This is a genomic window from Rhizobium sp. CFBP 8752, from assembly GCF_014842035.1.
In the GTDB taxonomy this organism is placed as follows: Bacteria; Pseudomonadota; Alphaproteobacteria; order Rhizobiales; family Rhizobiaceae; genus Neorhizobium; species Neorhizobium soli.
Genome location: NZ_JACYUZ010000001.1, coordinates 2,576,798 through 2,598,950 on the forward strand (window position 1 = coordinate 2,576,798; position 22,153 = coordinate 2,598,950).

The following is a 22,153-nucleotide window of genomic DNA, read 5'->3' on the forward strand; positions in this document are numbered from 1 at the left end:
GGCCGGGCCGATAATTCGTATGAACATCGCGGCCATGATCCTGGCCCGCCGGAAATCTGTCATGGGGGCGGTTATTACGGTGTTTTTCGGGTGAAAGGAAGGGGCAAAACCGAGATGGTTCGTGGACTCCCTGCCCGCCCTTGGATTACAACTGACTATCTGACCAGTTGGAGGACGACATGCCGGAAAGACGTCAGGAAAACATCTGGAAGCTCGAAGATGCCAAGGCACGGTTTTCCGAGGTGGTGCGGCGCGCCCGTAACGAAGGCCCGCAGCACGTGACGGTGCGCGGCAAGGACAGCGTCGTGGTGATCAGCAGCGAAGAGCTGGAGCGGTTGAGCAGGCCGGCGCCCAAGACATCGCTGATCGATTTCATGGAAGGGTTGGGACTGGAAGATCTCAATCTCGACCGGGATGCCGACCGCGGACGGGACGTGGAGCTGTGATCGGCTGGCTTCTCGACACCAACGTCATTTCCGCCCTGATCAACCCAAACGGCGCGCCTTCCGTCAAGCGCTGGGCGGCAGACCAGGATGAAGATCGGCTGTTCATCAGCGTTCTGACGCTCGCCGAGTACGACAAGGGAATTGCGAACCTGCCCGACGACGATGCCAATCGCTACCGGTACAAAGCGGCCACCAATGCACTGGAAGCGCGGTTCAGTGGCCGTATCCTGTCCGTGACCGACCCTGTCGTGCGCCGGTGGGGCGAGATTTCGGGACGCGTGAAGTGTGCCACCGGTCACGCGCCGCCGGTTATCGATACGCTGTTTGCGGCGACCGCGATCGAGCACGACCTCTATCTCGTCACCCGCAACGCCAAGGACTTCCGCATGTCGGGCGCAGCGATCTTCGATCCCTGGCAGGACGACATAGCGCTGTTTCCGTTGAGCGACCGTTAATCCTTCGGGTTCGCCTTCATCACCGCCACCAACGCATCGTTGATGCGGTCCTGCCAGCCGGGGCCGTCGTCCTGGAAATATTCGATCACGGCGCTGTCGAGCTTCAGGGACACGAGTTCCTTTGCCTGCGGAGCGGCGCGTCGTTCCACTGCTGGAGCAGCGGGTTTCTTGACCGGCTTAAACAGCGCTTCGGCCGCTTCCATCGGGTTTACGGGCCTGCGGGGTGGGGTTGCCATGGGATATCATTCCTGCGTTGCGGACTACTGATGACAGATATATGGTTTTCGGGAAACCGCAGACCTTCAGAGTAGACACCGTGAAGAGAACATTCTTTCTCAAAGCTGTCTGGGATGAAGAAGCCAGGGTCTTCTATTCGGAGAGCGACATCGAGGGCTTCATATCGAGGCGCCCGACGTGGATACCTTTGAAGACATTATTTTCGATGCCGCCATCGATCTGATCGTCGCCAATCATATTTCCGCAGAGGATCTGGCACAGACGCCGGTGAAGTACCTGATCCCGGCAATTCTCTGGCAACGGCCCGCCGAGATGACGGCGGCCGCCTGATATACGCCTCTAAAGCCTAAAACGCGATCTTCATGTCCAGTTCGCCGAGCGGCCTTACGCCTGAAAGCAGCGCCCTCGCCTCTTCCTCGTCGTTTTTCATCTGGGCAACCAGTGGGTCGAGGCCGTCGAATTTGAGTTCGGGACGCAGGTAGCCGAAGAAGGAGACCGAGCAGAGCTCACCGTAGAGGTTTCCGGTGAAATCGAACAGATAGGTTTCGAGAAGCGGTGCGCCGTCGTCCGTCACCGTCGGGCGGCGGCCGTAGCTTGCGACGCCGTCGTGCAGGGTGCCGTCGGCGCGTCTGAAGCGCACGGCGTAGATGCCGGGCTTCAGTTCCGTTTCGGGTGCAAGCTTCATGTTCGCGGTGGGATAGCCGAGCTGGCGGCCAAGCTGTTCGCCGCCGATCACTTCTGCCTCGACCGTATAGCGATAGCCGAGCAGACCTGCGGCAGCGACGACGTCTCCTTCGGCGATCAGATCGCGGATGCGGCTCGACGACACGACTTCTGCGTTTTCATCGCGAAAGGCATCCACCAGCGAAACGGTGAACCCGTGACGATCGCCGGCGGTCATCAGGAAGGCCGGTCCGCCTTCACGGCCCTTGCCGAAATGGAAATCGAAGCCCGTGACGACGGCGCTTGCGCCCAGCCAGTCGGTCAGGATCGTCTTCACGAAATCCTCGGCCGAACGGGTCGCGAAGTCGCGGTCGAACGGGTACTCGATGACCGAGCGGAACCCCATCGCTTCCAAGAGCCGTGCCTTGAGTGGCGCCGGCGTCAGCCGGAAGACAGGCTGGTCGGGCTTGAAGACGGTGCGCGGATGCGGCTCGAAGGTCAACACTAGAGCGGGCACGCCGCGTTCACTGGCAAGTTCCAGCGCACGATCCAGCACACTGCGATGGCCGCGGTGGACGCCATCGAAATTGCCGATCGCGACGACGCCACCCTTGAGGCTTTCGGGCAGCGGCTCCTTCATTTCGTTGCGGTGAAATACGGTCATGACAAGTTCCGGATCAGGCGAGGCGCGGCATCCAGAATTTCGGCGCCGCGTTCTCGCTTTTCAGCCATGCCTGCATGATCGCCTCATCGGTTTCGCCATCGACGGAATATTCCGCGATGTGAATGCCGGCACTGATATAAAGCAGGTCGAGGCCTTGCGAAAGCGCGCCACGAACATCGGTCGGCATGCCGTCGCCGATCGCGAGAACCCTCGCCTTGTCGACATCGCCGCGCTCCTTGCGGGCAAGCGAGAGCGCTTCGTCGTAGATCGGCTTGTGCGGCTTGCCGGCAACCCGCACCTGGCCGCCGAGCTGTTCGTAGTAGGCAGCGACCGCACCGGCGCAGGGAATGATCCGGTGACCGCGCTCGACGACCAGGTCCGGGTTGGCGCAGATCATCGGCACGTCGCGCGCAATGAAGGTGGTCAGCATCTGGGTATAGTCTTCGGGCACTTCCTTCTCGTCGTCGAAGAAGCCGGTGCAGACGACGCAATCGGCGTCGGCTTCAGAAACGATCTCGATACCCAGTCCATCGAAGAAATTGAGGTCGCGTTCAGGCCCCAGCAGAAACACCTTCTTCGGGCCTTCGGCGACCAGATGCCGGGTGACATCGCCAGACGTGACGATCCGGTCATAGGTTCCATCGGGAACGCCGAGATGCTTCATCTGTTCGATGACGCCAGGTGCGGGGCGCGGCGAGTTGGTGATCAGCACGACAGTGGCGCCGGCTTCTCTCGCGGCGGCCAAGGCTGTGCAGGAATGCTGGAAGGCTTCGACACCGTTATGGACCACGCCCCAGACGTCCGAAAGCACGACATCGTAGCCCTCGATCACGTCGTTCAAATTCTGGATGCGCTTTGCCATATCAAAAGTTCCTGCCGGTTTTGCCTGCTCGATTAGGAGGCTGACATCGCAAACCGTTGGCGAGATTACAAGGGACAAGGCGGTGAAAGGCGCCGCTGCGAGGCAGAACCTGGGAAAACTTCATATTTTTGCAATGGTCCGATCTTCACTGGATCAGGACGATTTGGGCGAGGAAACCGGCCGCCGCGCTGATGGCTAGCACCGGCACCATGCCGAGCTTCAGGACGAACAGCATGACGGAGGAGGCTGCGAAAAGCACGAGCGCGATGGGATCGAGGCTGGACCAGACCGGGACGGAAAGGCCAAATCCTGCTAGCGCAAAGAGATCGACGTGGCGAACCTCTCTGAACAGAACATGCAGGCCGAACCAGATCGCGAGGTTGAGGATGACGCCGACGACCGCGGCGGTGATGGCCGACAGCGCGCCCGATAAAAGGGCGTTGCCGCGCAGGCGCTCGATCAGGGGCGCGCCCGCAAAGATGAAGACGAAGCTCGGCACGAAGGTTGCCCAGGCAACAAGCAGGCCGCCGATTATTCCGCCTGTGACGGGGCCGAGACCGGACGCTTCCCGGAAGCCGACGAGGAAGCCGACGAAGGACAGAACCAGCACGAGCGGGCCCGGTGTGGTTTCGGCAAGCGCCAGTCCATCCAGCATCTCCCCCGGCTTAAGCCAGCCGTAATCGGCGACTGCGACCTGCGCCACATAGGCCAAAACCGCATAGGCGCCGCCGAAGGTGACCAGTGCCATCTTGGAGAAAAACGCGAACAGGCTGGACAAGCTTTCCGGCGCACCAAAGGCCCAGAGCGCCAGGACAGGCGACTGCCAGACGAGGATCCAGAATACAAGCGTCGCGATCGTGCGGGCGACACCCGGTGTTTTCGCGCCGGGAGGACTGTCCTCTTTGGCGACGCTGTCTCGAGTTTGCTGCCCCCCTGCCCGCGTCATCAGATAGCCGGCGAGACCGGCTGCAAACACGACGAGCGGAAACGGCAGGCTGAAGAAGAACAGGGCGACGAAGGCGGCGGCCGCGACGCAGCGCAGGAATGTGGTTTTCAGCGTGCGGCGTCCGAGGCGGATCACTGCCTCCACCACGATTGCAAGGACTGCCGCCTTCAGGCCGAAGAACAGGCCTGCAAGCCACGTCGCGTCCTGATAGAGGACGTAAGCCGCAGACAGTCCCAGAATGATGGCAAGGCCGGGAAGGACGAAAAGAAGGCCGGAGACGATACCGCCGCGCACGCCAAACAGCAGCCAGCCGATATAGGTGGCCAGTTGCTGCGCTTCCGGGCCGGGCAGCAGCATGCAGTAGTTAAGGGCGTGCAGAAACCGCTCTTCCGAGAGCCAGCGTCTTTCTTCCACCAAAGTCTTGTGCATCATGCCGATCTGTCCGGCAGGCCCTCCGAAACTGAGGGCACCTATCCGGGCAAACACGGCCACGATCTCACGAAAGCTCGTCGCCGGGCCCGGGTTTTGGTCGTTAAGCGTATTCTGCATGGCCGCTCCTTGAGCCCTGAATTTTTCAAGCCCGTTCTTGACTCAGCTCGCAGCCATCCTTATCTCGGGTCTCGTTAGCACTCTCGATAGATGAGTGCTAAACGTCACTCCGCGGGTCCTTGAGACCCGTCCATGTCATTTGATCGAGGGATTAGACAATGACAAGCACCAATTTTCGCCCCCTGCACGACCGCGTTGTAGTCAAGCGCGTCGAGTCTGAAGAAAAGACCAAGGGCGGCATCATCATTCCCGATACCGCCAAGGAAAAGCCAGCTGAAGGCGAAATCATCGCCGTTGGTCCTGGCGCCCGCGACGAAAGCGGCAAGCAGGTTGCACTCGACGTCAAGGTCGGCGACCGCGTTCTGTTCGGCAAGTGGTCGGGCACCGAAGTCAAGCTCGATGGCGTCGACCTTCTGATCATGAAGGAAGCCGACATCATGGGCATCATCGGCTGATTTTAGCCGACTGCTCTTCTTCCAATATTTGCTGACACCCCTTTTCAGGAGTTCCCAACATGGCAGCTAAAGAAATCAAGTTTGGCCGAACCGCGCGCGAAAAGATGCTTCACGGCGTCGATATCCTCGCTGACGCAGTGAAGGTCACGCTCGGCCCTAAGGGTCGTAACGTCATCATCGACAAGTCCTTCGGCGCTCCGCGCATCACCAAGGACGGTGTTTCGGTCGCCAAGGAAATCGAACTTGAAGACAAGTTCGAAAACATGGGCGCCCAGATGGTCCGCGAAGTTGCTTCGAAGACCAACGACATCGCCGGCGACGGCACAACGACTGCTACCGTTCTTGCACAGGCCATCGTTCGCGAAGGCAACAAGGCCGTTGCAGCCGGCATGAACCCGATGGACCTGAAGCGCGGCATCGATCTCGCCGTTGCAGAAGTCGTCAAGGATCTCCAGGCCAACGCCAAGAAGATCTCGACTTCGGAAGAAGTTGCACAGGTCGGCACGATTTCGGCAAACGGCGACGCACAGGTCGGCCGTGACATTGCTGAAGCCATGCAGAAGGTCGGCAACGAAGGTGTTATCACCGTCGAAGAAGCCAAGACCGCTGAAACCGAACTCGAAGTCGTCGAAGGCATGCAGTTCGACCGCGGCTACCTGTCGCCTTACTTCGTGACCAACCCGGAAAAGATGGTCGCCGATCTCGACGACGCTTACATCCTTCTGCACGAAAAGAAGCTTTCGAACCTTCAGGCCATGCTGCCTGTTCTCGAAGCTGTCGTTCAGACCGGCAAGCCGCTCCTGATCATCGCTGAAGACGTCGAAGGCGAAGCTCTTGCAACGCTCGTCGTCAACAAGCTGCGTGGCGGCCTGAAGATTGCTGCCGTCAAGGCTCCTGGCTTCGGCGACCGCCGCAAGGCCATGCTGGAAGACATCGCCATCCTGACGGGCGGCACTGTCATCTCCGAAGACCTCGGCATCAAGCTCGAAACCGTAACGCTCGACATGCTCGGCCGTTCGAAGAAGGTTTCGATCACCAAGGAAAATACGACGATTGTCGACGGCGCCGGTCAGAAGACCGACATCGAAGGCCGCGTTGCACAGATCAAGGCACAGATCGAAGAAACATCTTCGGACTATGACCGCGAGAAGCTGCAGGAACGTCTTGCCAAGCTCGCTGGCGGCGTTGCCGTCATCCGCGTCGGAGGTTCCACGGAAATCGAAGTCAAGGAACGCAAGGACCGCATCGACGACGCGCTCAACGCGACGCGCGCTGCCGTTCAGGAAGGCATCGTCCCAGGCGGCGGTACCGCACTCCTGCGCGCTTCGACCAAGATCACGTCCAAGGGCGCGAACGACGACCAGGAAGCCGGCATCAACATCGTCCGCAAGGCGCTGCAGTCGCTGGTTCGCCAGATCGCAACCAACGCTGGTGACGAAGCTTCGATCGTTGTCGGCAAGATCCTCGACGGCGACAGCGACAACTTCGGCTACAACGCCCAGACGTCGGAATATGGCGACATGATCGCCATGGGTATCGTCGACCCGGTCAAGGTCGTTCGCACGGCTCTGCAGAACGCAGCTTCGGTTGCTTCGCTGCTGATCACCACCGAAGCCATGATTGCCGAACTTCCTAAGAAGGAATCGGCTGGCGGCGGCATGGGCGGCGGCGGCATGGGCGGCATGGGCGGAATGGACATGATGTGATCAGGCCGTAAGGTCTGCACATCTGATCCTTCAGGTTCAGTGTTTCGGAAAGGGCGTCGGGCAACCGGCGCCCTTTCTGCTATTGAGGCATACAGCATGCATAGCATTTCCCCCTCTGAACTTACCGAACGACAAGGACTGATAATTTTTATTCGTATAAAATAGTAATTCGGCAGTGACGCTCTTCTAAGCAACTTCACATTAACTGCGCTTAATCAAACACCAACGCGCAGGTTGCCATGAAGCACGTATCTTTGATCGGTAAATTTCTGACGCTCATGTCGTTCTTCGGCATATTCGTCGTCGCAACTGCCTTCTACAGCAGCAACAGCATTCGAACGCTGGATAGCGAGTATGGCGGGCTTCTCCAGCAGGAAAGCCTGGCAACTTTGGCAATTGCACGCGCCAATCGCTACATGCAGACCGGGCACGCTGCCGCTGGCGACCTGCTTGTGTCGCGCACTGACGAAGAGAACGCGAGCAATCTTGCGGCGTTTGAAAAAGCCAAATCCTCTTTTGGTGGCTGGATGGACAAGGCGATGGCGGCCCTTCCCGCTAATGCCAAGCTGGCGCCGATCAAGGCGGAAGGTTTGAGCGTTCTCAATGACGCTTGCGGCCCTGTGGTTCAGGCCGCAGCTCAGGCCACGGACGAGGCTGCCGTGCTGGCGTCTCAGGAAGCCTTCATGAGGGACTGCAAGCCGAAGTTTGCGGCCGTTACCGAAAAACTCACGGTGGTGACCGACGAAGTGATGACAGCTGCAAATCAGGAAAGCGAAAATCTCAGCGCCAGTGCGAAGACAACCATCTACGCCACTTTCGGGGCCGTTATCGGAGGTCTCGCCCTCGTGCTCGTCGCAGGCTTCTTCTTGATCCGTGCCTGGCTTGCACGACCCATCCAGCACTTGCAGCGCACGATGCTGACCCTTGCAAACGGGGATCTGTCGGCGCTGGTGGCTGGCGCGGACCGCCGCGACGAGGTCGGCAGCATGGCCAAGGCCTTGCAGGTGTTCAAGGACAATGCTCTGCGCAGCAAGGAAATGGAGCACGAAGCCGAGCTGAACCGTACGACCCAGGAAGCGGACCGTGTCCGCAACGCGGAGAGCGAACGCCAACGCAGCGAGGCGATGGCCGAGGCGACCAATGGTCTGGCGGAAGGCCTCAAGCGGCTCTCGGCCGGAGACCTGACCTTCCAGTTGGACCGGGCTTTCGCCGCAGACTTCGAAGGCTTGCGAGCGGATTTCAACGACTCAGTCGCCAAGCTGCGCGACACGCTCCACTCCGTCGCCAACGCCACCAACGCGATCGACGGCGGATCCCGCGAACTCAGCCAGAGCGCCGGCGACCTGTCAAAACGCACCGAACAACAGGCCGCCTCGCTCGAAGAGACAGCTGCAGCGCTCGACCAGATCACGGCCAATGTCAGCACCTCCACCAGCCGCACGGAGGAAGCCCGGTCGATGGCGATCGAAGCCAATCAATCGGCTGCCCAGTCCGGCGCCGTCGTTGCAAAAGCGGTCGATGCGATGCAGCGGATTGAACAGTCGTCCTCGCAGATCTCCAACATCATCGGCGTGATCGACGAAATCGCCTTCCAGACCAACCTTCTCGCCCTCAATGCGGGCGTTGAGGCGGCGCGCGCCGGTGAAGCCGGCAAGGGCTTTGCGGTGGTTGCCCAGGAAGTGCGCGAGCTCGCGCAGCGCTCCGCGCAGGCCGCAAAGGAGATCAAGGACCTGATCCGGAACTCGGCGTCCGAAGTCAAGAATGGCGTCGAACTGGTGAGCGCCACAGGCACTGCGCTTCAGGTGATCCAGAATCATGTCGTGGCGATCAATTCGCAGCTCGATGCGATTGCCACGTCCGCAAAGGAACAGTCGGTCGGCCTGTCGGAAGTCAATGTTGCCGTCAACCAGATGGACCAGGTAACCCAGCAGAACGCCGCGATGGTGGAAGAAGCAACGGCGGCAAGCGCTGCGCTTGCCCAGGAAGCCCAGCGACTGCGCGAGCTCGTCGGTCGGTTCAACACCGAAGGCGACCGCGGAATGTCCGCATCGGTGCGCGTCGCCGATCACGCAACCGCCCGCGCCACCCCCTCGCCGGCACGCACCCTCGCCAAGAAGGTTGCGTCAGCCTTCGGTTCGCTAGCGCCAGCCGCCTCCAACTGGGAAGAGTTCTGATTGACCACATTGACGAACCGAAAGGGCGGTCTCCGGGCCGCCCTTTTTTCGTTTCGCGCCCATAAAAAAACCGCCCGGCAGAGCCGGACGGTCAAGGGTCATTTCAAGTGCCGCTCGGCTTAGTACATCGTGCGGCCGTTGTTGTTCTTGCGGTAGATGTTGCGCGACGCGTTGTTCTGGCGGCGCTCGATCTCGCGGCGCTCGCGCGGGGTGATTACGCCATCGCGGGCTGCGCGGTTCTGGGCGCGATCGATGCGGTTCTGCTGGCGAGCGATGTTGCGAAGCTCCTGCGGCGTCAGTTTGCCGGTGACGGCACCGCGGTAGATCCGGTTTTCCTGCCGGTTTTCGCGGCTTTCGCTGCGGTATGTCTGCGCAAAGCTCGGCACTGCAAATGCAGACGCCATGACGAGTGCGAGCGTGGTGATGGCGATCTTCTTCATATCTTCCTCCTAGTTCGAGGTCGAACTCAATGTGAGAACGACCCGATGGTAGGTGCCAAACGGTGAACCCCGGCTGAAGGTTGCGTTCACCTTCGCTTGCATATGCGGTTTTTTGCACATTCTAAAATGGCCGTGATCGTTCACTTTTATGAGACAAACAGTCTCCGATCGTTCATCTTTCGCGTTTGGCAGAAAGGGGTAATGTCCGGTTCAAGAATTCACACGCGGCGGGAAGAAAGATCCAGCGCCGCAACCCGGAGACTTCCCATGTCCAGCACCAACAACATCATCATTCTCGTCGCACGCATTCTTCTGTCGTTCATGTTCATCTTTGCCGGCTTCGGCAAGCTGGCCGATCCTGCAGGCACTGCCGGCATGATCGCAGGCGCCGGCATGCCGGCTGCAACCGCCCTTGCCTATCTCGCCGGCCTGTTCGAATTCGTTGCCGGTCTTGCCGTTCTCGTCGGCTTCCAGACCAAGATCGCCGGCTGGGCCATCGCCCTGTTCTGCATCTTTACCGGCGTGATGTTCCATTCGGGCACCGTTGCCGTTCCCGGCTGGCCGGATGCCGCTCTTGGCTGGATCAACACGCTCAACGGCATCATGCTGATGAAGAACGTGACGCTGGCCGGCGCCTACATCCTGCTCGCCACCTACGGCCCAGGTCTCTACTCGGTCGACGCACGCCGCGGTAAGGTCGCAATCGCTGCCTAACCTTTGAGCGTTCCCTGCCATGAAGGCCCGCCAGTCAACTGACTGGTGGGCTTTTTTTATTCTTGAATTGCTATGATGTCCGGCGGCGGATGTTCTTTGCCAGCCAGACGGTTGCGCCACCGCATTGGGGATCCTGGGCGACGCTCGCCACCACCTCGAAGCCGTTTTTCGTGAGGAGCGCTTCGTATTCCTCCGGTGACAGGCTGGCGTGGTAAAGCGGTTCACCGCCGAACTCCCCCATCGCCTCGCCTTCGAAATGGCCGGCGGTAAACATCAGCGCCGCACCGGGGCCAGCGAGTGCTGCAAAGCGCGGAAACATGGCGCGCTGGTCCTGCGGGTTGAGGTGGAAGAAGCTGTGCCATGCGATGATGCCATCGAACTTGGTCGGCTGGTAGAACTTGCGCATGTCGGCAACGATCCAGGCGCGGCCCGGAAACCGTTCGCGGGAAAGCCCGATCAGCGTTTCCGATGTATCGACGCCGGTGAGGCGAAGATTGCGGCGGATGAGGTCGGCCGCGATCGGTTCCGCTGCACCGCAGCCGAGATCGAGCACGTGACCACGCGGCGGCATGGTGGCCGCGAACCTGTCGAGCCATGGTCGTTCGAACAGGGTCTTGCCGCGCAGCTTGTCGAAGGCAGCTGCGTGGCGTTCGTAAAGCCCGATGATATTGGCGTCTTCGCCGGCCATCAGAGCGCGTTGCGCACGGCGTCGACGATATGCGCGATGCGCGGATCGCTCTCATGCGCGGATTTGCGCGCTCTCACCAGGCAGGCCTGCGACTTGAGGATGACGCCATCCGACAGGATCTTCAGGTGGTTGGCGCGCAGTGTCGAGCCGGTCGAGGTGATATCGACGATGATATCCGCCTGGCCGGCTGCCGGTGCGCCTTCCGTGGCGCCGAGGCTTTCGACGATGCGGTAAAGCTGAATGCCGTGCTGCGACGAGAAATGCTGCTGGGTGAGCCGCCAGTATTTCGTGGCGATCTGCAACCGCCGACCGTGGCGCGCGCGAAAATCGGCGGCGACATCGCCGAGATCGGCCATGGTATCGACGTCGAGCCAGATTTCCGGAACGGCGACGACCACATCCGCATGGCCGAAGCCGAGCCGGGCGACGATCTCGACCTGCCGGTCTGCATCGACCAGGCCTTCGCGCACGAGATCCTCGCCGGTGACGCCGAAATCAACGGCGCCAGCACCGAGTTCCCGGGCGATCTCGGAGGCCGAGAGAAAGGCGATCTCGATATCCTCATGGCCTTCGACGCGACCGCGATAGGAGCGGTCATTGCCGACGGCGACGATGGGAAGGCCGGCGCGCTCGAAGATCGCCGAGGCGTCGTCCTTCATGCGGCCCTTGGAGGGCAAAGCGATGGTAATGGTCATCAGCGCGCCCTCGCCTGTTCGATCCGGTCGAGCCACAGCGAGAAGCCGACGGCCGGAATATCGTCCACGGCGCCGAGCAGCGTCAGCAGCCGATCGAAGCGACCGCCGCCGACCAGAACCGCGTCCGACCCCTTTTGCGTGACCTCGAAAACGAGGCCGGTGTAATAATCGAGCGGACGACCGAAGGCCGCACGATAGGTGATGCGCGACGGGTCCATGCCGAGATCCTGAAGCGCTGCAACGCGGGCTTCGAATTCGCCAAGCGCATGGCCGAAGGACAGGCCTGCGGCATCGGCAAAACCGGCAAGAGCGGCGGCTGCCTCCGAAAGTGGCAGTTCCAGCGACAGGAACTCGCTCAGCAGAAGAAGTGCTGCGCCATCCAGCCGGGTTTCGGCGAGCGCCAGCTTTTCCGTCAACCGTGCGGCAATCTCGCGCGGCGAGCGGCTGGCATTGGTGGAATAGCCGGTGTCCTGCATGGTCTGGTCGATATGGTCGATCAGCGCCGCCTCGTCCTGTTTCAGGAGATCGGCAAGCTCGGGCGACAGGCCGGCGACGGGCTGCGGGGTGGCGAGTGTCAGCAGCAGTTGCTTGAGAAGCGCGGTATTGCCGAAGGCCTGGATCAGCCGCTTCTGCCAGCCGAGTGGCAGGCCGAGCGAGCGCACGACCGCTTCGAACACGGTCTGATCGCCGAGCGTGATCGTGAGAGCGCGACCGGGAAGCAGGCTTGCGATGATTTCGACCGCATCGGTGACGGCCCGGGCATCGGCGCTTGCGACGTTCTTTTCGCCGAGATCCTCGATGCCGGCCTGATAGAACTCGTTGTCGCCGTCACGCCGCTGGCGAAACACTTCGCCGAGATAGCAATAGCGCCGCGGCGTGCCGGTGGCGGTCTCGATATGGCGCAGGCAGACGGGAATGGTGAATTCCGGCCGCAGACACAGGCTTTCGCCGCGCTCGCTTTCGGTGAGGAAGATGCGGCGGCGAAGATCCTCGCCGGCCATGTCGAGAAAGGGTGCTGCCGGCTGGATCACCGGCGTATCGATGCGGGCCGCACCGCGACCGGCAAATTCATCGAGCAGGCGGCCGGAGAATTCGGGCATGTTGATCAGCGGCATGGGACGGCTCCTGCGGTAGGGGAGAAAGTCCCCCTCTGGGCTGCCGCCCATCTCCCCCACGGGGGGGGAGAAGACCCGCGGCAATCGCCGATCTCACCAGCGAGGCGCAGCAGGAGATCCGACGCTGGCGTCACGCACCAACGCGCTCCCTCCCCCTTGTGGGGAGGGTTGGGGAGGGGAAAAGCCACCGGCACAGACATCATTCGCCCTTCGCCCGCCTGCGATCTTCGGCCTGGGCTGCCAGGATTTCCTGCACCTTGGCGACGAGATCGGCTTCTGCGACCGTATCCTGCGCGACGCGGGCTTCGCGCCATTCGGCATTGTCGGTGATCTCGCCGGAGAGGCGCTTGCCCTCGAACAGGTCCTTCAGCTGCACGACACCCTCGGCGCGCTCGTCGCCGCCCTGGATGATGGCGATCGGGCAGCCTCTGCGGTCGGCATATTTCAGCTGGTTGCCGAATTTCTTCCAGTTGCCCTGGTACATTTCAGCGCGAATGCCGGCTTGGCGGAGATCCTGCGTGAATTTCTGGTAGCGTCCCATGCTCTCGACATCACCATCCATGACGGTGACGAGGACGGGTGCGACCACCTCATCCTGGCCGAGCTTGCCAAGGTTCTTCAGCGCCGTCAGCAGCCGCGAGACGCCGATGGAGAAACCGGTGGCCGGCACCGGCTGGCCCATGAAGCGCGACACGAGACCATCGTAACGACCACCGCCGCCCACGGACCCGAACACGACCTTTTCGCCTTTATCATTTGTGACGTCGAAGGTGAGTTCGGCTTCGAAGACCGGGCCGGTGTAGTATTCCAGGCCGCGGACGACGGAGGGGTCGATCTTGATACGATCGGGGCCGTAACCGGCACCTGTTGCCAGCGCGCCGATGATGTTCAGTTCCTCAACGCCCTCGCTGCCCCTGGCTGTTCCAGCAACCAGTTCGCCGAGTTCAGCCGCGCTTTCCGCGTAATCCTTGATGCCAACGAAGAAGAGAACCTTTTCGATCTGTTCCTCGCCAAGTCCCGCACCCTTGGTGAAGTCGCCACTCTCATCCTTGCGGCCGGCACCCAGCAACAGAGCAACGCCCTCAGAGCCGAACTTGTCGAGCTTATCGATGGCGCGCAGCACGTTCAGCCGCTGGCCGGCCTTGTCGTCGCCACCGAGGCCGATCGCCTCCATGACGCCATCCAGAACCTTGCGGTTGTTTACCCGGATCACGTAATCGCCGCGCTTGATACCCAGCGCTTCCATCGTGTCGGCCATCATCATGCACATTTCGGCATCGGCCTGGACGCCGGGTGCGCCGACCGTATCGGCGTCGAACTGCATGAACTGGCGGAAACGGCCGGGGCCGGGCTTTTCGTTGCGGAACACGTAGCCGGCGCGGTAGGTGCGGAACGGCAGCTGGATCTCGTTGAAGTTTTCGGCAACGTGGCGGGCGAGCGGCGCGGTCAGATCGTAGCGCAGCGACATCCACTGTTCGTCGTCGTCCTGCAGCGAGAAGACGCCCTCGTTGGGGCGGTCGCTGTCGGGCAGGAACTTGCCGAGCGCATCGGTATATTCGAACAGCGGCGTCTCGAGCGGATCGAAACCGTAGCGCTCGTAGACTTCGCGGATTTTTCCGACCATTTCGTTGGTGGCGTGGATATCGGCGCTCGAACGATCGACAAAGCCGCGCGGCAGGCGGGCCTTCAGTTTCTGGGGCTTCTTTTGTTTGTCGCTCATGATCGATATTCCATTGCCTTCGGGCCTTCGGGAAAGGCCGGATTAGTGTGCGGTTTCTTAGAGGATGACAGCCGGAGCGGCAAGGGCGGCGGCTGGCGAACAGGGTGGAGCGGTGGTATATATTGCGCCACCATAAGGGTTACGGCCATGAACAAGCGCGTCACGATCGAAATCCCGGAACCGATGCATCGCCTCCTGAGGCGCTATGCCGATCTGCATGGCTTCGATACCTACGCTTATATTGCTCAGGTTCTCCACAAGCATCTCGAAGATCTCCATGATGTTGCCGTCGCTGAAGCGTATCTAGAAGAAGTCCGAAATGGCAATTCAGGCACGTATACGATGGAACAACTCGAACGCGAGCTTGGCCTGAATGATTGACAGAACCGGCAGCCAGGCCTCTATCGCTCACCCATGATCCTCGAAGCGATCCATTACACCGCGACCCTGCCGGTCACGTCTGCCGAATTCCGGCCGTTCATCCGGTCCTCGGTAAACCTCTGGTCGCGGGCCAATCGATGCTCTGCGGCCTGGGCGCCGCATGAGGAAAACTGCAAGGCGTTCATTCGCGAGACTGTTGCGGACATGAAGCAGCGGCGGACCGTCGTCGTGCTTGGCTCCGGTCTGTTGCGCGACGTGCCGATCGAGGATCTGGCGAAGGGTTTCGATACGGTCGTTCTGGTCGATCTGGTGCATCTCGCCTCCGTGCGGCTGCGGATGCTTGCGGGCAAATACCGTAATGTGCGGCTGATTTCGCGCAATCTCTCCGGTCTCGACAAGGCACTTGCCGGCGATGTGCCGGAGCCTTTGGCGTTTCTACGGCAGGTGCCGTATCTCGATCTGGTGGTGTCGGCCAATATCCTGTCGCAGATCGGCGTCGGTGCGAGGCGGCAGCTTGAGGAGATGAGGCACCCGGAGCCGGATGCCATCGTTGCCAAGCTTGTCAGCGCGCATCTGGACGGGATCTCCGCCCTGCCCTGCCGCCAGATCCTGTTGACCGATACCGCCTATAGAATTGTCGATCGGCAGGGAGAGGTTCTGGAGACAACGGATCTTCTGGCCGGCGTTACGCCGCCGCAGGCGGTCCGAGCCTGGTCCTGGCCGGTCGCGCCCTATGGCGAACTTGGCCGTGAGTATCAGGCTGTCCATGATGTGATCGCGCGGTAGCTTGATTTGCGCGATGCCGCGTTTTAGCGTCAGCGCATGATGACACGCACGCTTTCCATCGCCGCCGCCGTTCTTGCCCTTTCCTTCAGCCTGGCCGTTGCGCAGGACATGAAGGGGCATGACCATTCCTCGACAAAGCCGCAGGGACAGACGGACACAAGCCCGTCTACGAAGGCCTACAAGGATGCGGCCGCAAAAATGCACAGCGACATGTCGCTGAACTATTCCGGCGATGCAGATGTCGATTTCGCGCGCGGCATGATCGCTCACCACCAGGGCGCGATCGACATGGCCAAGGTCGAGCTGGAACACGGCAAGGACCCTGACCTGCGCAAGCTGGCTGAAGAGATCATCAAGGCGCAGGAAAAGGAAATTGCCGAGATGCAGGCATGGCTGAAGGCGAAGGGACAGTAAGCTTCGAAGCTTGTCCAACGTCGCATCCTTCCGTATCTTGACGGTCTGGAGGCTAGTGACATGCGCCCGATTACCGCAATCGGTTTTGATGCCGACGACACGCTCTGGCAGAACGAACAATACTACCGCCTGACGGAACGGCACTTCCAAAAGCTGCTTGGTGATTTTGGCGATGGCGCCGATATTTCCGCGCGACTGCTGGAGGCCGAGAAGCGCAATCTCGGATATTATGGTTTCGGCATAAAGGGCTTTACCCTGTCGATGATCGAAACCGCGATCGAAGTGACGGACGGCAACGTACCATCCCGCACCATCGGCGAAATCCTCGATATCGGCCGGGAGCTGCTGCGCCACCCGGTCGAGGCGCTGCCGCATGTGGAAGAAACGCTAAGATCGCTGAACGGCCATTATCTGCTGGTGCTGATTACCAAGGGCGACCTGTTCGACCAGGAACGCAAGCTGGCGCAATCGGGCCTCGGCGATTTCTTCGATGCGGTGGAGATCGTTTCGGACAAGACGGCCACCACCTATCGGCGCATTTTCCAAAAACTGGCCGACGGGCCGGAACGGGCGATGATGGTGGGCAACTCGCTGAAGTCAGATATCGTGCCGGCCATCGCCGCGGGATCCTGGGGCGTTTACGTGCCGCATGCCCTGACCTGGGTCCTGGAACATGTGGACGCGCCGACCGAAGCGCCGCGTTTCCGCAAGATCGAGAACCTTGGCGAGTTGCAGCGGGTCCTTACCGAAGTCATGGCCGTTTGAAATTCAGCCGTGCCTGCGCGACCTCCGGCTGGCAGAAACAGCCCTCGAAATGATCGTTGACGAGGCCCATGGCCTGCATGAAGGCATAGACGGTTGTCGGGCCAACGAAGGTCCAGCCGCGCTTCTTGAGCACCTTGGACAGTGTGACGGAGACTGGCGTCGTGGGGTTGGCGCACAGCGTGGCGAGATCCATGATCGCGGGTCGGTCTTCCTCGCGAGGTTCGAAACTCCAGAAGAATTTGGCGAGGGTGCCAAACTCATCGCGCATCTCGACGGCGCGCTTGGCATTGTTGATGGTGGACACGATCTTGCCGCGATGGCGGATGATGCCCGCATCGAGCACCAGTCGTTCGACATCATCTGGACCGAACTGCGCCACGGTGTCGAAATCGAAGCCTGCGAAGGCTGCGCGGAAATTCTCGCGCTTGCGCAGGATCGTCAGCCACGAGAGACCGGACTGGAAGCCTTCGAGGCAGATCTTTTCGAACAGCCTGATATCGTCGGCCATCGGCCGGCCCCATTCCTCGTCATGATAGCGGCGGTAGTCTTCGAGACCGCCGTGCCAGAAGCAGCGGCCCTTCCCATCTTCGCTCGTGATGATGCCGGCCACTTGCTTCTCCCAAACCATGACAATCCAATCCTTAACGTCAGTCTGACAGGTCTTCAGCTTGCGGCAACCATGTTTACACACGGGCCGGTAACCCTGCCAAAAGCTTTATGCGAATTCCAGCGCCGAACACCCCACCCGTTTACCAAACGCTTTGACGTGCCATTCACCATGGCCGCCAGATCCGTAAACGAGTGGACGTGGAACCGATGACGACGAAGACCCTGCTTCTGGCCCTAGGCCTGACGACCGCGCTTTGCAACACAGCTTTGGCAAACGACCGCTACGGCGACCGCCCGCCGGTCATCGTCAGCCCGGATCTTGCCGCTCCGTGGGTGATGCAGCTTGCCGGACCGAATGGACGATCGGCAGCAACCGTGCGCCAATATCGCCAGCCGCAGAACGACCGGCAGCAGACCGCACAGCCGCGGGTGATATACCGCGAGCAGGCCCAGCCGCGGCCGGTCCGCCGTGGCATATTCGATCGCGGTCAGCCGAGAGCGCAACAGGTCGCCATGCGGCCCAACGCGCCGGCACGCAGCCGCATCGATCCGCAGTTCCTGCCGCAGATGGTGGCCTATGACACCAAGGAAAAGCCGGGCACGCTCGTCATCGATACGAACAACCGCTTCCTCTATCTCGTGATGGCGGACGGCCAGGCACGGCGCTACGGCGTCGGCGTCGGCAAGCCGGGCTTCGAATGGGCCGGCGAACACAAGGTGACCCGCAAGGCCGAATGGCCGAGCTGGATCCCGCCGCAGGAAATGATCAGCCGCGAGGCCGCCAAGGGCCACTATCTTCCCGCCCGCATGGACGGCGGACCGGAAAACCCGCTCGGCGCCCGTGCCCTCTATCTCGGCTCTACGCTCTACCGCATCCACGGCACCAACGCGCCCTGGACGATCGGCAGCGCCGTCTCCTCCGGCTGTATCCGCATGCGCAACGAGGACGTGACAGACCTCTACGGTCGTGTTGATGTCGGCACCAAAGTCATCGTGATGTAAGCGCCACCGCGGCTGCTGTGGCCATATGGCCACGGTGGCTTCGGCGATCGTTGAGCGCCCGTGTATATTCACCTCGTCTCATCTTGCCGCGGGCGATGGGTCGGGACATGTTTTCCTGCAGTTCAAGACGAAAATACCAGGGGGTAAGGATGAAATCGGGTAAAATGCTGTTTGCCGTGGCCGGCGTGATGGTTTCGATTCTGGCAGTGGATGCTTCGACCCACGCAGCCTCAGCGCAGAGCTCCAGTTCGGCGCGGCCGCAGACGACCGCCAGCGACGTGGCGCCTTCCGTGCGCAACCGCACGGTGCCGGAGAAATTCCAGCGCCGGAAGGTGCGGTTTGCCACCAATGAGGCGCCGGGCACGATCATCGTCGATACGAACAACAAGTTTCTCTACTACGTCGAGGGCAACAACCGCGCTACCCGCTACGGGATCGGCGTCGGTCGCGAAGGCTTCGGCTGGTCGGGCGTGGTTTCAATCGGCCGCAAGTCGGAATGGCCGACTTGGACGCCCCCTGCCGAAATGCGCGCCCGTGAGGCCCGCCGCGGCATCAGGCTGCCCGTCGTCATGCAGGGCGGCCCGGAAAACCCGCTCGGCGCCCGCGCCATGTACCTCTACAAGGGCGGCCGTGATACGATCTTCCGCATCCACGGCACCAACCAGCCCTGGACGATCGGCCTCAACCTTTCCTCCGGCTGCATCCGCATGATGAACAAGGATGTCGAGCATCTTTACGCGCGCGCTGCTGTCGGCTCCAAGGTCGTGGTCATCGGCCCCGGCAGCAAACCGGGCGATGTCGCCTTCGAAGACCGCGGCCTCGACATTTTCAGGACGATCTTCGGCGGCTGATTGTTAGGCTGGATGCATCTCTTCTCGCATTCCTGTGCGCGTCACAGGAATGCGGTCGGTCTAGGTTAACGGACCGAAGAGATTCTTCCGCATCGCGGACGCGACGCTGCTCACTCCCTGTGACAAGCACAGGGATGAGGGTGGAGAGTGGGCGGTGCCGGCGGCAATCAGACGACGATGTCGCCTTCGAGAGTAAGATCGGCCAGCCTCGCCTAGACGAGTGCCTTTGCCTTTCTCGCGAGCTTTGCCGGTTCGGGCCCGCCATAGGCCCAGTCCAGCAGTTCCACCGTGTGGACGATCGGGATGGCTGTTCCAGACGCGATCTGGGTGATGCAGCCGATATTGCCTGTTGCGATCACGTCCGGCTTCGTCGCCTCAATATTCCTGACCTTGCGCGCCTTCAACTGGCCTGAAATTTCCGGCTGCAGGATATTGTAGGTCCCGGCCGATCCGCAGCAGAGGTGGCCTTCTGCGGGATCGCGGACGGTAAAGCCTGCTGCCTTCAGAAGCTGCTTTGGTGCGGCGACGATCTTCTGGCCGTGCTGCATCGAACAGGCCGAATGATAGGTGACGGTGAGCTTTTTCGGCTCTAGCTTGGCAAGATCAAGCGTGAACAGGTATTCGGTAATGTCCTTTGCGAGCGCCGAGACTGTTGCTGCCTTGTCCGCATAGGCCGGATCGAGCCGCAGCATGTGGCCGTAATCCTTGATCGTGGTGCCGCAGCCGGACGTGGTGATGATGATCGCGTCGAGACCGCCCTTTTCGATTTCGCTGATCCACACATCGACATTGGTGCGGGCGAAATCCAGCGCCTGTTCCTCGCGGCCCATGTGATGCACCAGTGCGCCGCAGCAGCCTTCCCCTTGCGGGCTCACGACCTCGACGCCGAGGCGCGACAGCAGCCTGTGTGTTGCGCCATTGATGCCGGGATCGAGCACCGGCTGGGCGCAACCCGACAGGATTGCGACCCGCCCGCGGCGTTCGGCGTTCGGAATCTGAGATATCGCCGGGGCTGATCCGGCTGGTGGAGCGACTCTCGGCGCAAGTTCCAGCATGGCTGCGAGGGGCCGAAGCGGCTTGATGCGCTTCAACAGCGGCGCCAGGGGTCGTCCGAGCCTTGCCAGCGACAACGCCGTTCTGAACCGTGCCGGATAGGGAAGGACCGCGGCCAGCAGGCTGCGGATCAGCCGGTCGGCAAGCGGCCGGCGGTAGGTGTTTTCGATATGGATGCGGGCGTGATCGACCAGATGCATGTAGTCGACGCCGGAGGGACAGGTGGTGACGCAGGAGAGGCAGGACAGACAGCGATCGATATGGGTGACGACCTGCTCATCGGCTGCCCGATCGTTTTCCAGCATGTCCTTGATGAGATAGATGCGGCCGCGCGGGCTGTCGAGCTCATCGCCCAGCGTCACATAGGTGGGACAGGTGGCGGTGCAAAAGCCGCAATGAACGCAGCGGCGCAGGATCTTTTCGGACTCCGCCACATGCGGGTCGAGCAGTTGTTCGGGGGTGAAGGAGGTCTGCATCAGTGCGCTTCTTCCCTGTCAACTTGGCCCCGCCTGCCGCAGGCGGCGCAGGACCTCGATACCGATGATGGTCTCATGATCACCACCCCATCTTGCCCGGCGAGAAGATCCCGGCCGGGTCGAGTTTCTGTTTGACCCGGGCCGAGAGTGCGGCCACGGCATCCGGCACCGGCTCGAATGACGGGGTCGCGGCTCTTGCGGATTTCGAGGCGCGGATGAGCGTGGCATGGCCTCCGCCGAGTGCGCGAATATAGCCGCGCAGGAAGTCGGCTTCGGGATCTGCCTCCATCTGCATCCAGACCAGTCCGCCCTGCCAGTCGTAATAGGCATCGACGCCCGCCTCCATGCGAAGAGCGGCGACAAGCTGGCAGCCGGCCATCGGCGCCATCGAGACGCGCCAGAGGGGCCGACCGGCACCGTTGGCATAGGGATGAACGTCGCGGATCTCGCGCCAGAGCGACAGGCTGTCTTCCATGCCGAGTCGGATGACGGGACCAAAGGCCTGCATCACGGCGACCAGCTTTTCGGCACGCACCGCGACGGATGCGGCGAGACCTTCGAGACGCAGGACGGTTGCTTCGTTCTCGGGCAAGGCGCCATCGATAAACCGGGCTCGCACGGTCTGGGGCAGATGGGCGGCACCGGACACCTCCACCGGCAGCGCCATGGCGGCCGCCATCGCCTTGGCGGCGGTCTCGTCGTCGAGGCCGGAGATGACGATGGTTTCAACTGTCTGCGGCACCGGAAGGACGCGAAAGGTCACTTCAGTCAGAAATCCCAGCGTGCCGTGCGAACCGGCGAGAAGTTTGACCAGATCGAGGCCGGTAACGTTCTTCATCACCCGCCCGCCCGCGCGCAGCAATTCGCCGCTGCCGTTGACGAAACGGATGCCGAGAAGACTGTCCCTCGCCGCTCCCGCCACGAAGCGGCGCGGACCGGAGACATTGGAGGCAAACACGCCGCCGATCGTGGGCTCTCCTGACGTGCCCATGATGCCGCGGTGATCCATCGGCTCGAACGCCATCATCTGGCGGTTTTCGGCAAGGGCCGCTTCCACCTCGGCGACGGGTGTGCCGGCCTTGACGGTCATCACCATTTCGGCCGGGTCGTAATCGACGATGCCGGTGAGGCCGCGCGACGACAGGGGCTCTGCGCCCTCGGTGGCATTGCCGAAGCCGGAGCGGGTGTTGCCGCCGCAGAGCGCGAACTTCCGGCCATCGGCCACGGCGCTGCGGATGACATAGGCGGCATCGGTTTCGGAATGGGGTATCAGCAAAGGAAACCCAC

The 22,153-nt window shown here is 61.5% G+C and carries 25 protein-coding genes; 13 read left to right on the plus strand and 12 right to left on the minus strand.

Annotated elements, in window-relative coordinates:
• The first annotated feature begins 179 nt into the window (after positions 1 to 179).
• Positions 180 to 446, plus strand: a complete 267-nt coding sequence (locus IFT59_RS12465) for a type II toxin-antitoxin system Phd/YefM family antitoxin (RefSeq protein ID WP_062453709.1) — start codon at positions 180 to 182, stop codon at positions 444 to 446.
• The gene (locus IFT59_RS12470; RefSeq protein WP_192086977.1) at positions 443 to 901 is read left to right on the plus strand and encodes a PIN domain-containing protein; all 459 of its coding nucleotides are present in this window, start codon (positions 443 to 445) and stop codon (positions 899 to 901) included. The genes IFT59_RS12465 and IFT59_RS12470 overlap by 4 nt, the downstream gene beginning before the upstream one ends.
• On the opposite strand, the gene IFT59_RS12475 is transcribed toward IFT59_RS12470, so the two are convergent.
• A complete protein-coding gene (locus IFT59_RS12475; RefSeq protein WP_092661361.1) occupies positions 898 to 1,137 on the minus strand; it encodes a BrnA antitoxin family protein in 240 nt (79 codons plus the stop codon). The two genes, IFT59_RS12470 and IFT59_RS12475, sit on opposite strands and share 4 nt — an antisense overlap.
• Positions 1,138 to 1,315: 178 nt before the next feature.
• Between IFT59_RS12475 and IFT59_RS12480 the strand changes: the two genes are divergently transcribed.
• Positions 1,316 to 1,468, plus strand: a complete 153-nt coding sequence (locus IFT59_RS12480) for a hypothetical protein (RefSeq protein WP_192086978.1) — start codon at positions 1,316 to 1,318, stop codon at positions 1,466 to 1,468.
• A gap of 16 nt (positions 1,469 to 1,484) precedes the next feature.
• Here the strand turns inward: IFT59_RS12480 and IFT59_RS12485 are convergent, their stop codons facing one another.
• The 3 genes from IFT59_RS12485 to chrA form a co-directional block, all read right to left on the minus strand.
• A complete protein-coding gene (locus tag IFT59_RS12485) occupies positions 1,485 to 2,465 on the minus strand; it encodes a bifunctional riboflavin kinase/FAD synthetase (protein ID WP_192086979.1) in 981 nt (326 codons plus the stop codon).
• 13 nt (positions 2,466 to 2,478) lie between these two features.
• Positions 2,479 to 3,327 (minus strand): TIGR01459 family HAD-type hydrolase, encoded by an 849-nt coding sequence (locus tag IFT59_RS12490; RefSeq protein WP_192086980.1) that lies wholly within the window; start codon positions 3,325 to 3,327, stop codon positions 2,479 to 2,481.
• Positions 3,328 to 3,472: 145 nt separating this feature from the next.
• Positions 3,473 to 4,822, minus strand: coding sequence for a chromate efflux transporter (chrA, locus tag IFT59_RS12495; protein ID WP_192086981.1), 1,350 nt, complete (start codon positions 4,820 to 4,822; stop codon positions 3,473 to 3,475).
• Between the two features lie 158 nt (positions 4,823 to 4,980).
• Here chrA and groES point away from each other — a divergent pair, with 158 nt between their 5' ends.
• From groES to IFT59_RS12510, 3 genes are all read left to right on the plus strand, one after another.
• A complete protein-coding gene (gene groES, locus IFT59_RS12500) occupies positions 4,981 to 5,277 on the plus strand; it encodes a co-chaperone GroES (RefSeq protein WP_062453716.1) in 297 nt (98 codons plus the stop codon).
• 59 nt (positions 5,278 to 5,336) lie between these two features.
• The gene (gene groL / locus IFT59_RS12505) at positions 5,337 to 6,983 is read left to right on the plus strand and encodes a chaperonin GroEL (protein WP_062453717.1); all 1,647 of its coding nucleotides are present in this window, start codon (positions 5,337 to 5,339) and stop codon (positions 6,981 to 6,983) included.
• A 239-nt stretch (positions 6,984 to 7,222) separates the two neighbouring features.
• A complete protein-coding gene (locus IFT59_RS12510) occupies positions 7,223 to 9,157 on the plus strand; it encodes a methyl-accepting chemotaxis protein (protein ID WP_092661349.1) in 1,935 nt (644 codons plus the stop codon).
• Between the two features lie 119 nt (positions 9,158 to 9,276).
• Here the strand turns inward: IFT59_RS12510 and IFT59_RS12515 are convergent, their stop codons facing one another.
• Complete coding sequence (locus IFT59_RS12515; RefSeq protein ID WP_062453719.1) at positions 9,277 to 9,597, minus strand: hypothetical protein; 321 nt, start codon at positions 9,595 to 9,597, stop codon at positions 9,277 to 9,279.
• Between the two features lie 267 nt (positions 9,598 to 9,864).
• On the opposite strand from IFT59_RS12515, the gene IFT59_RS12520 reads away from it, so the two are divergent.
• On the plus strand, positions 9,865 to 10,311 hold the full coding sequence (locus IFT59_RS12520; RefSeq protein ID WP_062453720.1) for a DoxX family protein: 447 nt from the start codon (positions 9,865 to 9,867) through the stop codon (positions 10,309 to 10,311).
• A gap of 70 nt (positions 10,312 to 10,381) precedes the next feature.
• Here the strand turns inward: IFT59_RS12520 and IFT59_RS12525 are convergent, their stop codons facing one another.
• From IFT59_RS12525 to hisS, 4 genes are all read right to left on the minus strand, one after another.
• Positions 10,382 to 10,999, minus strand: coding sequence for a class I SAM-dependent DNA methyltransferase (locus tag IFT59_RS12525; protein ID WP_192086982.1), 618 nt, complete (start codon positions 10,997 to 10,999; stop codon positions 10,382 to 10,384).
• Positions 10,999 to 11,694 carry an ATP phosphoribosyltransferase gene (hisG, locus tag IFT59_RS12530; RefSeq protein ID WP_062579299.1) on the minus strand — a complete coding sequence of 232 codons (696 nt, stop codon included), beginning with the start codon at positions 11,692 to 11,694 and terminating at the stop codon, positions 10,999 to 11,001. Before hisG ends, IFT59_RS12525 begins: the two co-directional genes overlap by 1 nt.
• Entirely contained in the window at positions 11,694 to 12,809 is a 1,116-nt protein-coding gene (locus IFT59_RS12535; protein ID WP_192086983.1) for an ATP phosphoribosyltransferase regulatory subunit, read from the minus strand. Before IFT59_RS12535 ends, hisG begins: the two co-directional genes overlap by 1 nt.
• 199 nt (positions 12,810 to 13,008) lie before the next feature.
• Positions 13,009 to 14,529 (minus strand): histidine--tRNA ligase, encoded by a 1,521-nt coding sequence (gene hisS / locus IFT59_RS12540; protein WP_192086984.1) that lies wholly within the window; start codon positions 14,527 to 14,529, stop codon positions 13,009 to 13,011.
• Positions 14,530 to 14,676: 147 nt separating this feature from the next.
• Here hisS and relB point away from each other — a divergent pair, with 147 nt between their 5' ends.
• Genes relB through IFT59_RS12560 form a run of 4 tightly spaced genes read left to right on the plus strand, consistent with a single transcriptional unit; the run spans position 14,677 to position 16,875 of the window.
• Positions 14,677 to 14,910 (plus strand): type II toxin-antitoxin system RelB family antitoxin, encoded by a 234-nt coding sequence (relB, locus tag IFT59_RS12545; protein ID WP_192086985.1) that lies wholly within the window; start codon positions 14,677 to 14,679, stop codon positions 14,908 to 14,910.
• Positions 14,911 to 14,943: 33 nt separating this feature from the next.
• Entirely contained in the window at positions 14,944 to 15,696 is a 753-nt protein-coding gene (locus IFT59_RS12550; protein WP_192086986.1) for a hypothetical protein, read from the plus strand.
• 39 nt (positions 15,697 to 15,735) lie between these two features.
• Positions 15,736 to 16,110: a CopM family metallochaperone gene (copM, locus tag IFT59_RS12555; RefSeq protein ID WP_446737834.1), complete on the plus strand. Its 375-nt coding sequence runs from the start codon at positions 15,736 to 15,738 to the stop codon at positions 16,108 to 16,110.
• 60 nt (positions 16,111 to 16,170) lie between these two features.
• Complete coding sequence (locus IFT59_RS12560; protein ID WP_062453728.1) at positions 16,171 to 16,875, plus strand: HAD family hydrolase; 705 nt, start codon at positions 16,171 to 16,173, stop codon at positions 16,873 to 16,875.
• Here IFT59_RS12560 and IFT59_RS12565 read toward each other — a convergent pair.
• Complete coding sequence (locus IFT59_RS12565; RefSeq protein ID WP_062453729.1) at positions 16,862 to 17,503, minus strand: DNA-3-methyladenine glycosylase I; 642 nt, start codon at positions 17,501 to 17,503, stop codon at positions 16,862 to 16,864. The genes IFT59_RS12560 and IFT59_RS12565 overlap by 14 nt on opposite strands.
• Positions 17,504 to 17,691: 188 nt before the next feature.
• Here IFT59_RS12565 and IFT59_RS12570 point away from each other — a divergent pair, with 188 nt between their 5' ends.
• Both IFT59_RS12570 and IFT59_RS12575 read left to right on the plus strand, forming a co-directional pair.
• Positions 17,692 to 18,486, plus strand: coding sequence for a L,D-transpeptidase (locus tag IFT59_RS12570; RefSeq protein ID WP_192086988.1), 795 nt, complete (start codon positions 17,692 to 17,694; stop codon positions 18,484 to 18,486).
• A gap of 149 nt (positions 18,487 to 18,635) precedes the next feature.
• Complete coding sequence (locus tag IFT59_RS12575) at positions 18,636 to 19,337, plus strand: L,D-transpeptidase (RefSeq protein WP_249407534.1); 702 nt, start codon at positions 18,636 to 18,638, stop codon at positions 19,335 to 19,337.
• Between the two features lie 212 nt (positions 19,338 to 19,549).
• Here the strand turns inward: IFT59_RS12575 and glcF are convergent, their stop codons facing one another.
• Both glcF and IFT59_RS12585 read right to left on the minus strand, forming a co-directional pair.
• Positions 19,550 to 20,866: a glycolate oxidase subunit GlcF gene (glcF, locus tag IFT59_RS12580; protein WP_192086989.1), complete on the minus strand. Its 1,317-nt coding sequence runs from the start codon at positions 20,864 to 20,866 to the stop codon at positions 19,550 to 19,552.
• Positions 20,867 to 20,945: 79 nt separating this feature from the next.
• A complete protein-coding gene (locus tag IFT59_RS12585; protein WP_174195685.1) occupies positions 20,946 to 22,142 on the minus strand; it encodes an FAD-binding protein in 1,197 nt (398 codons plus the stop codon).
• Positions 22,143 to 22,153 lie beyond the last annotated feature (11 nt).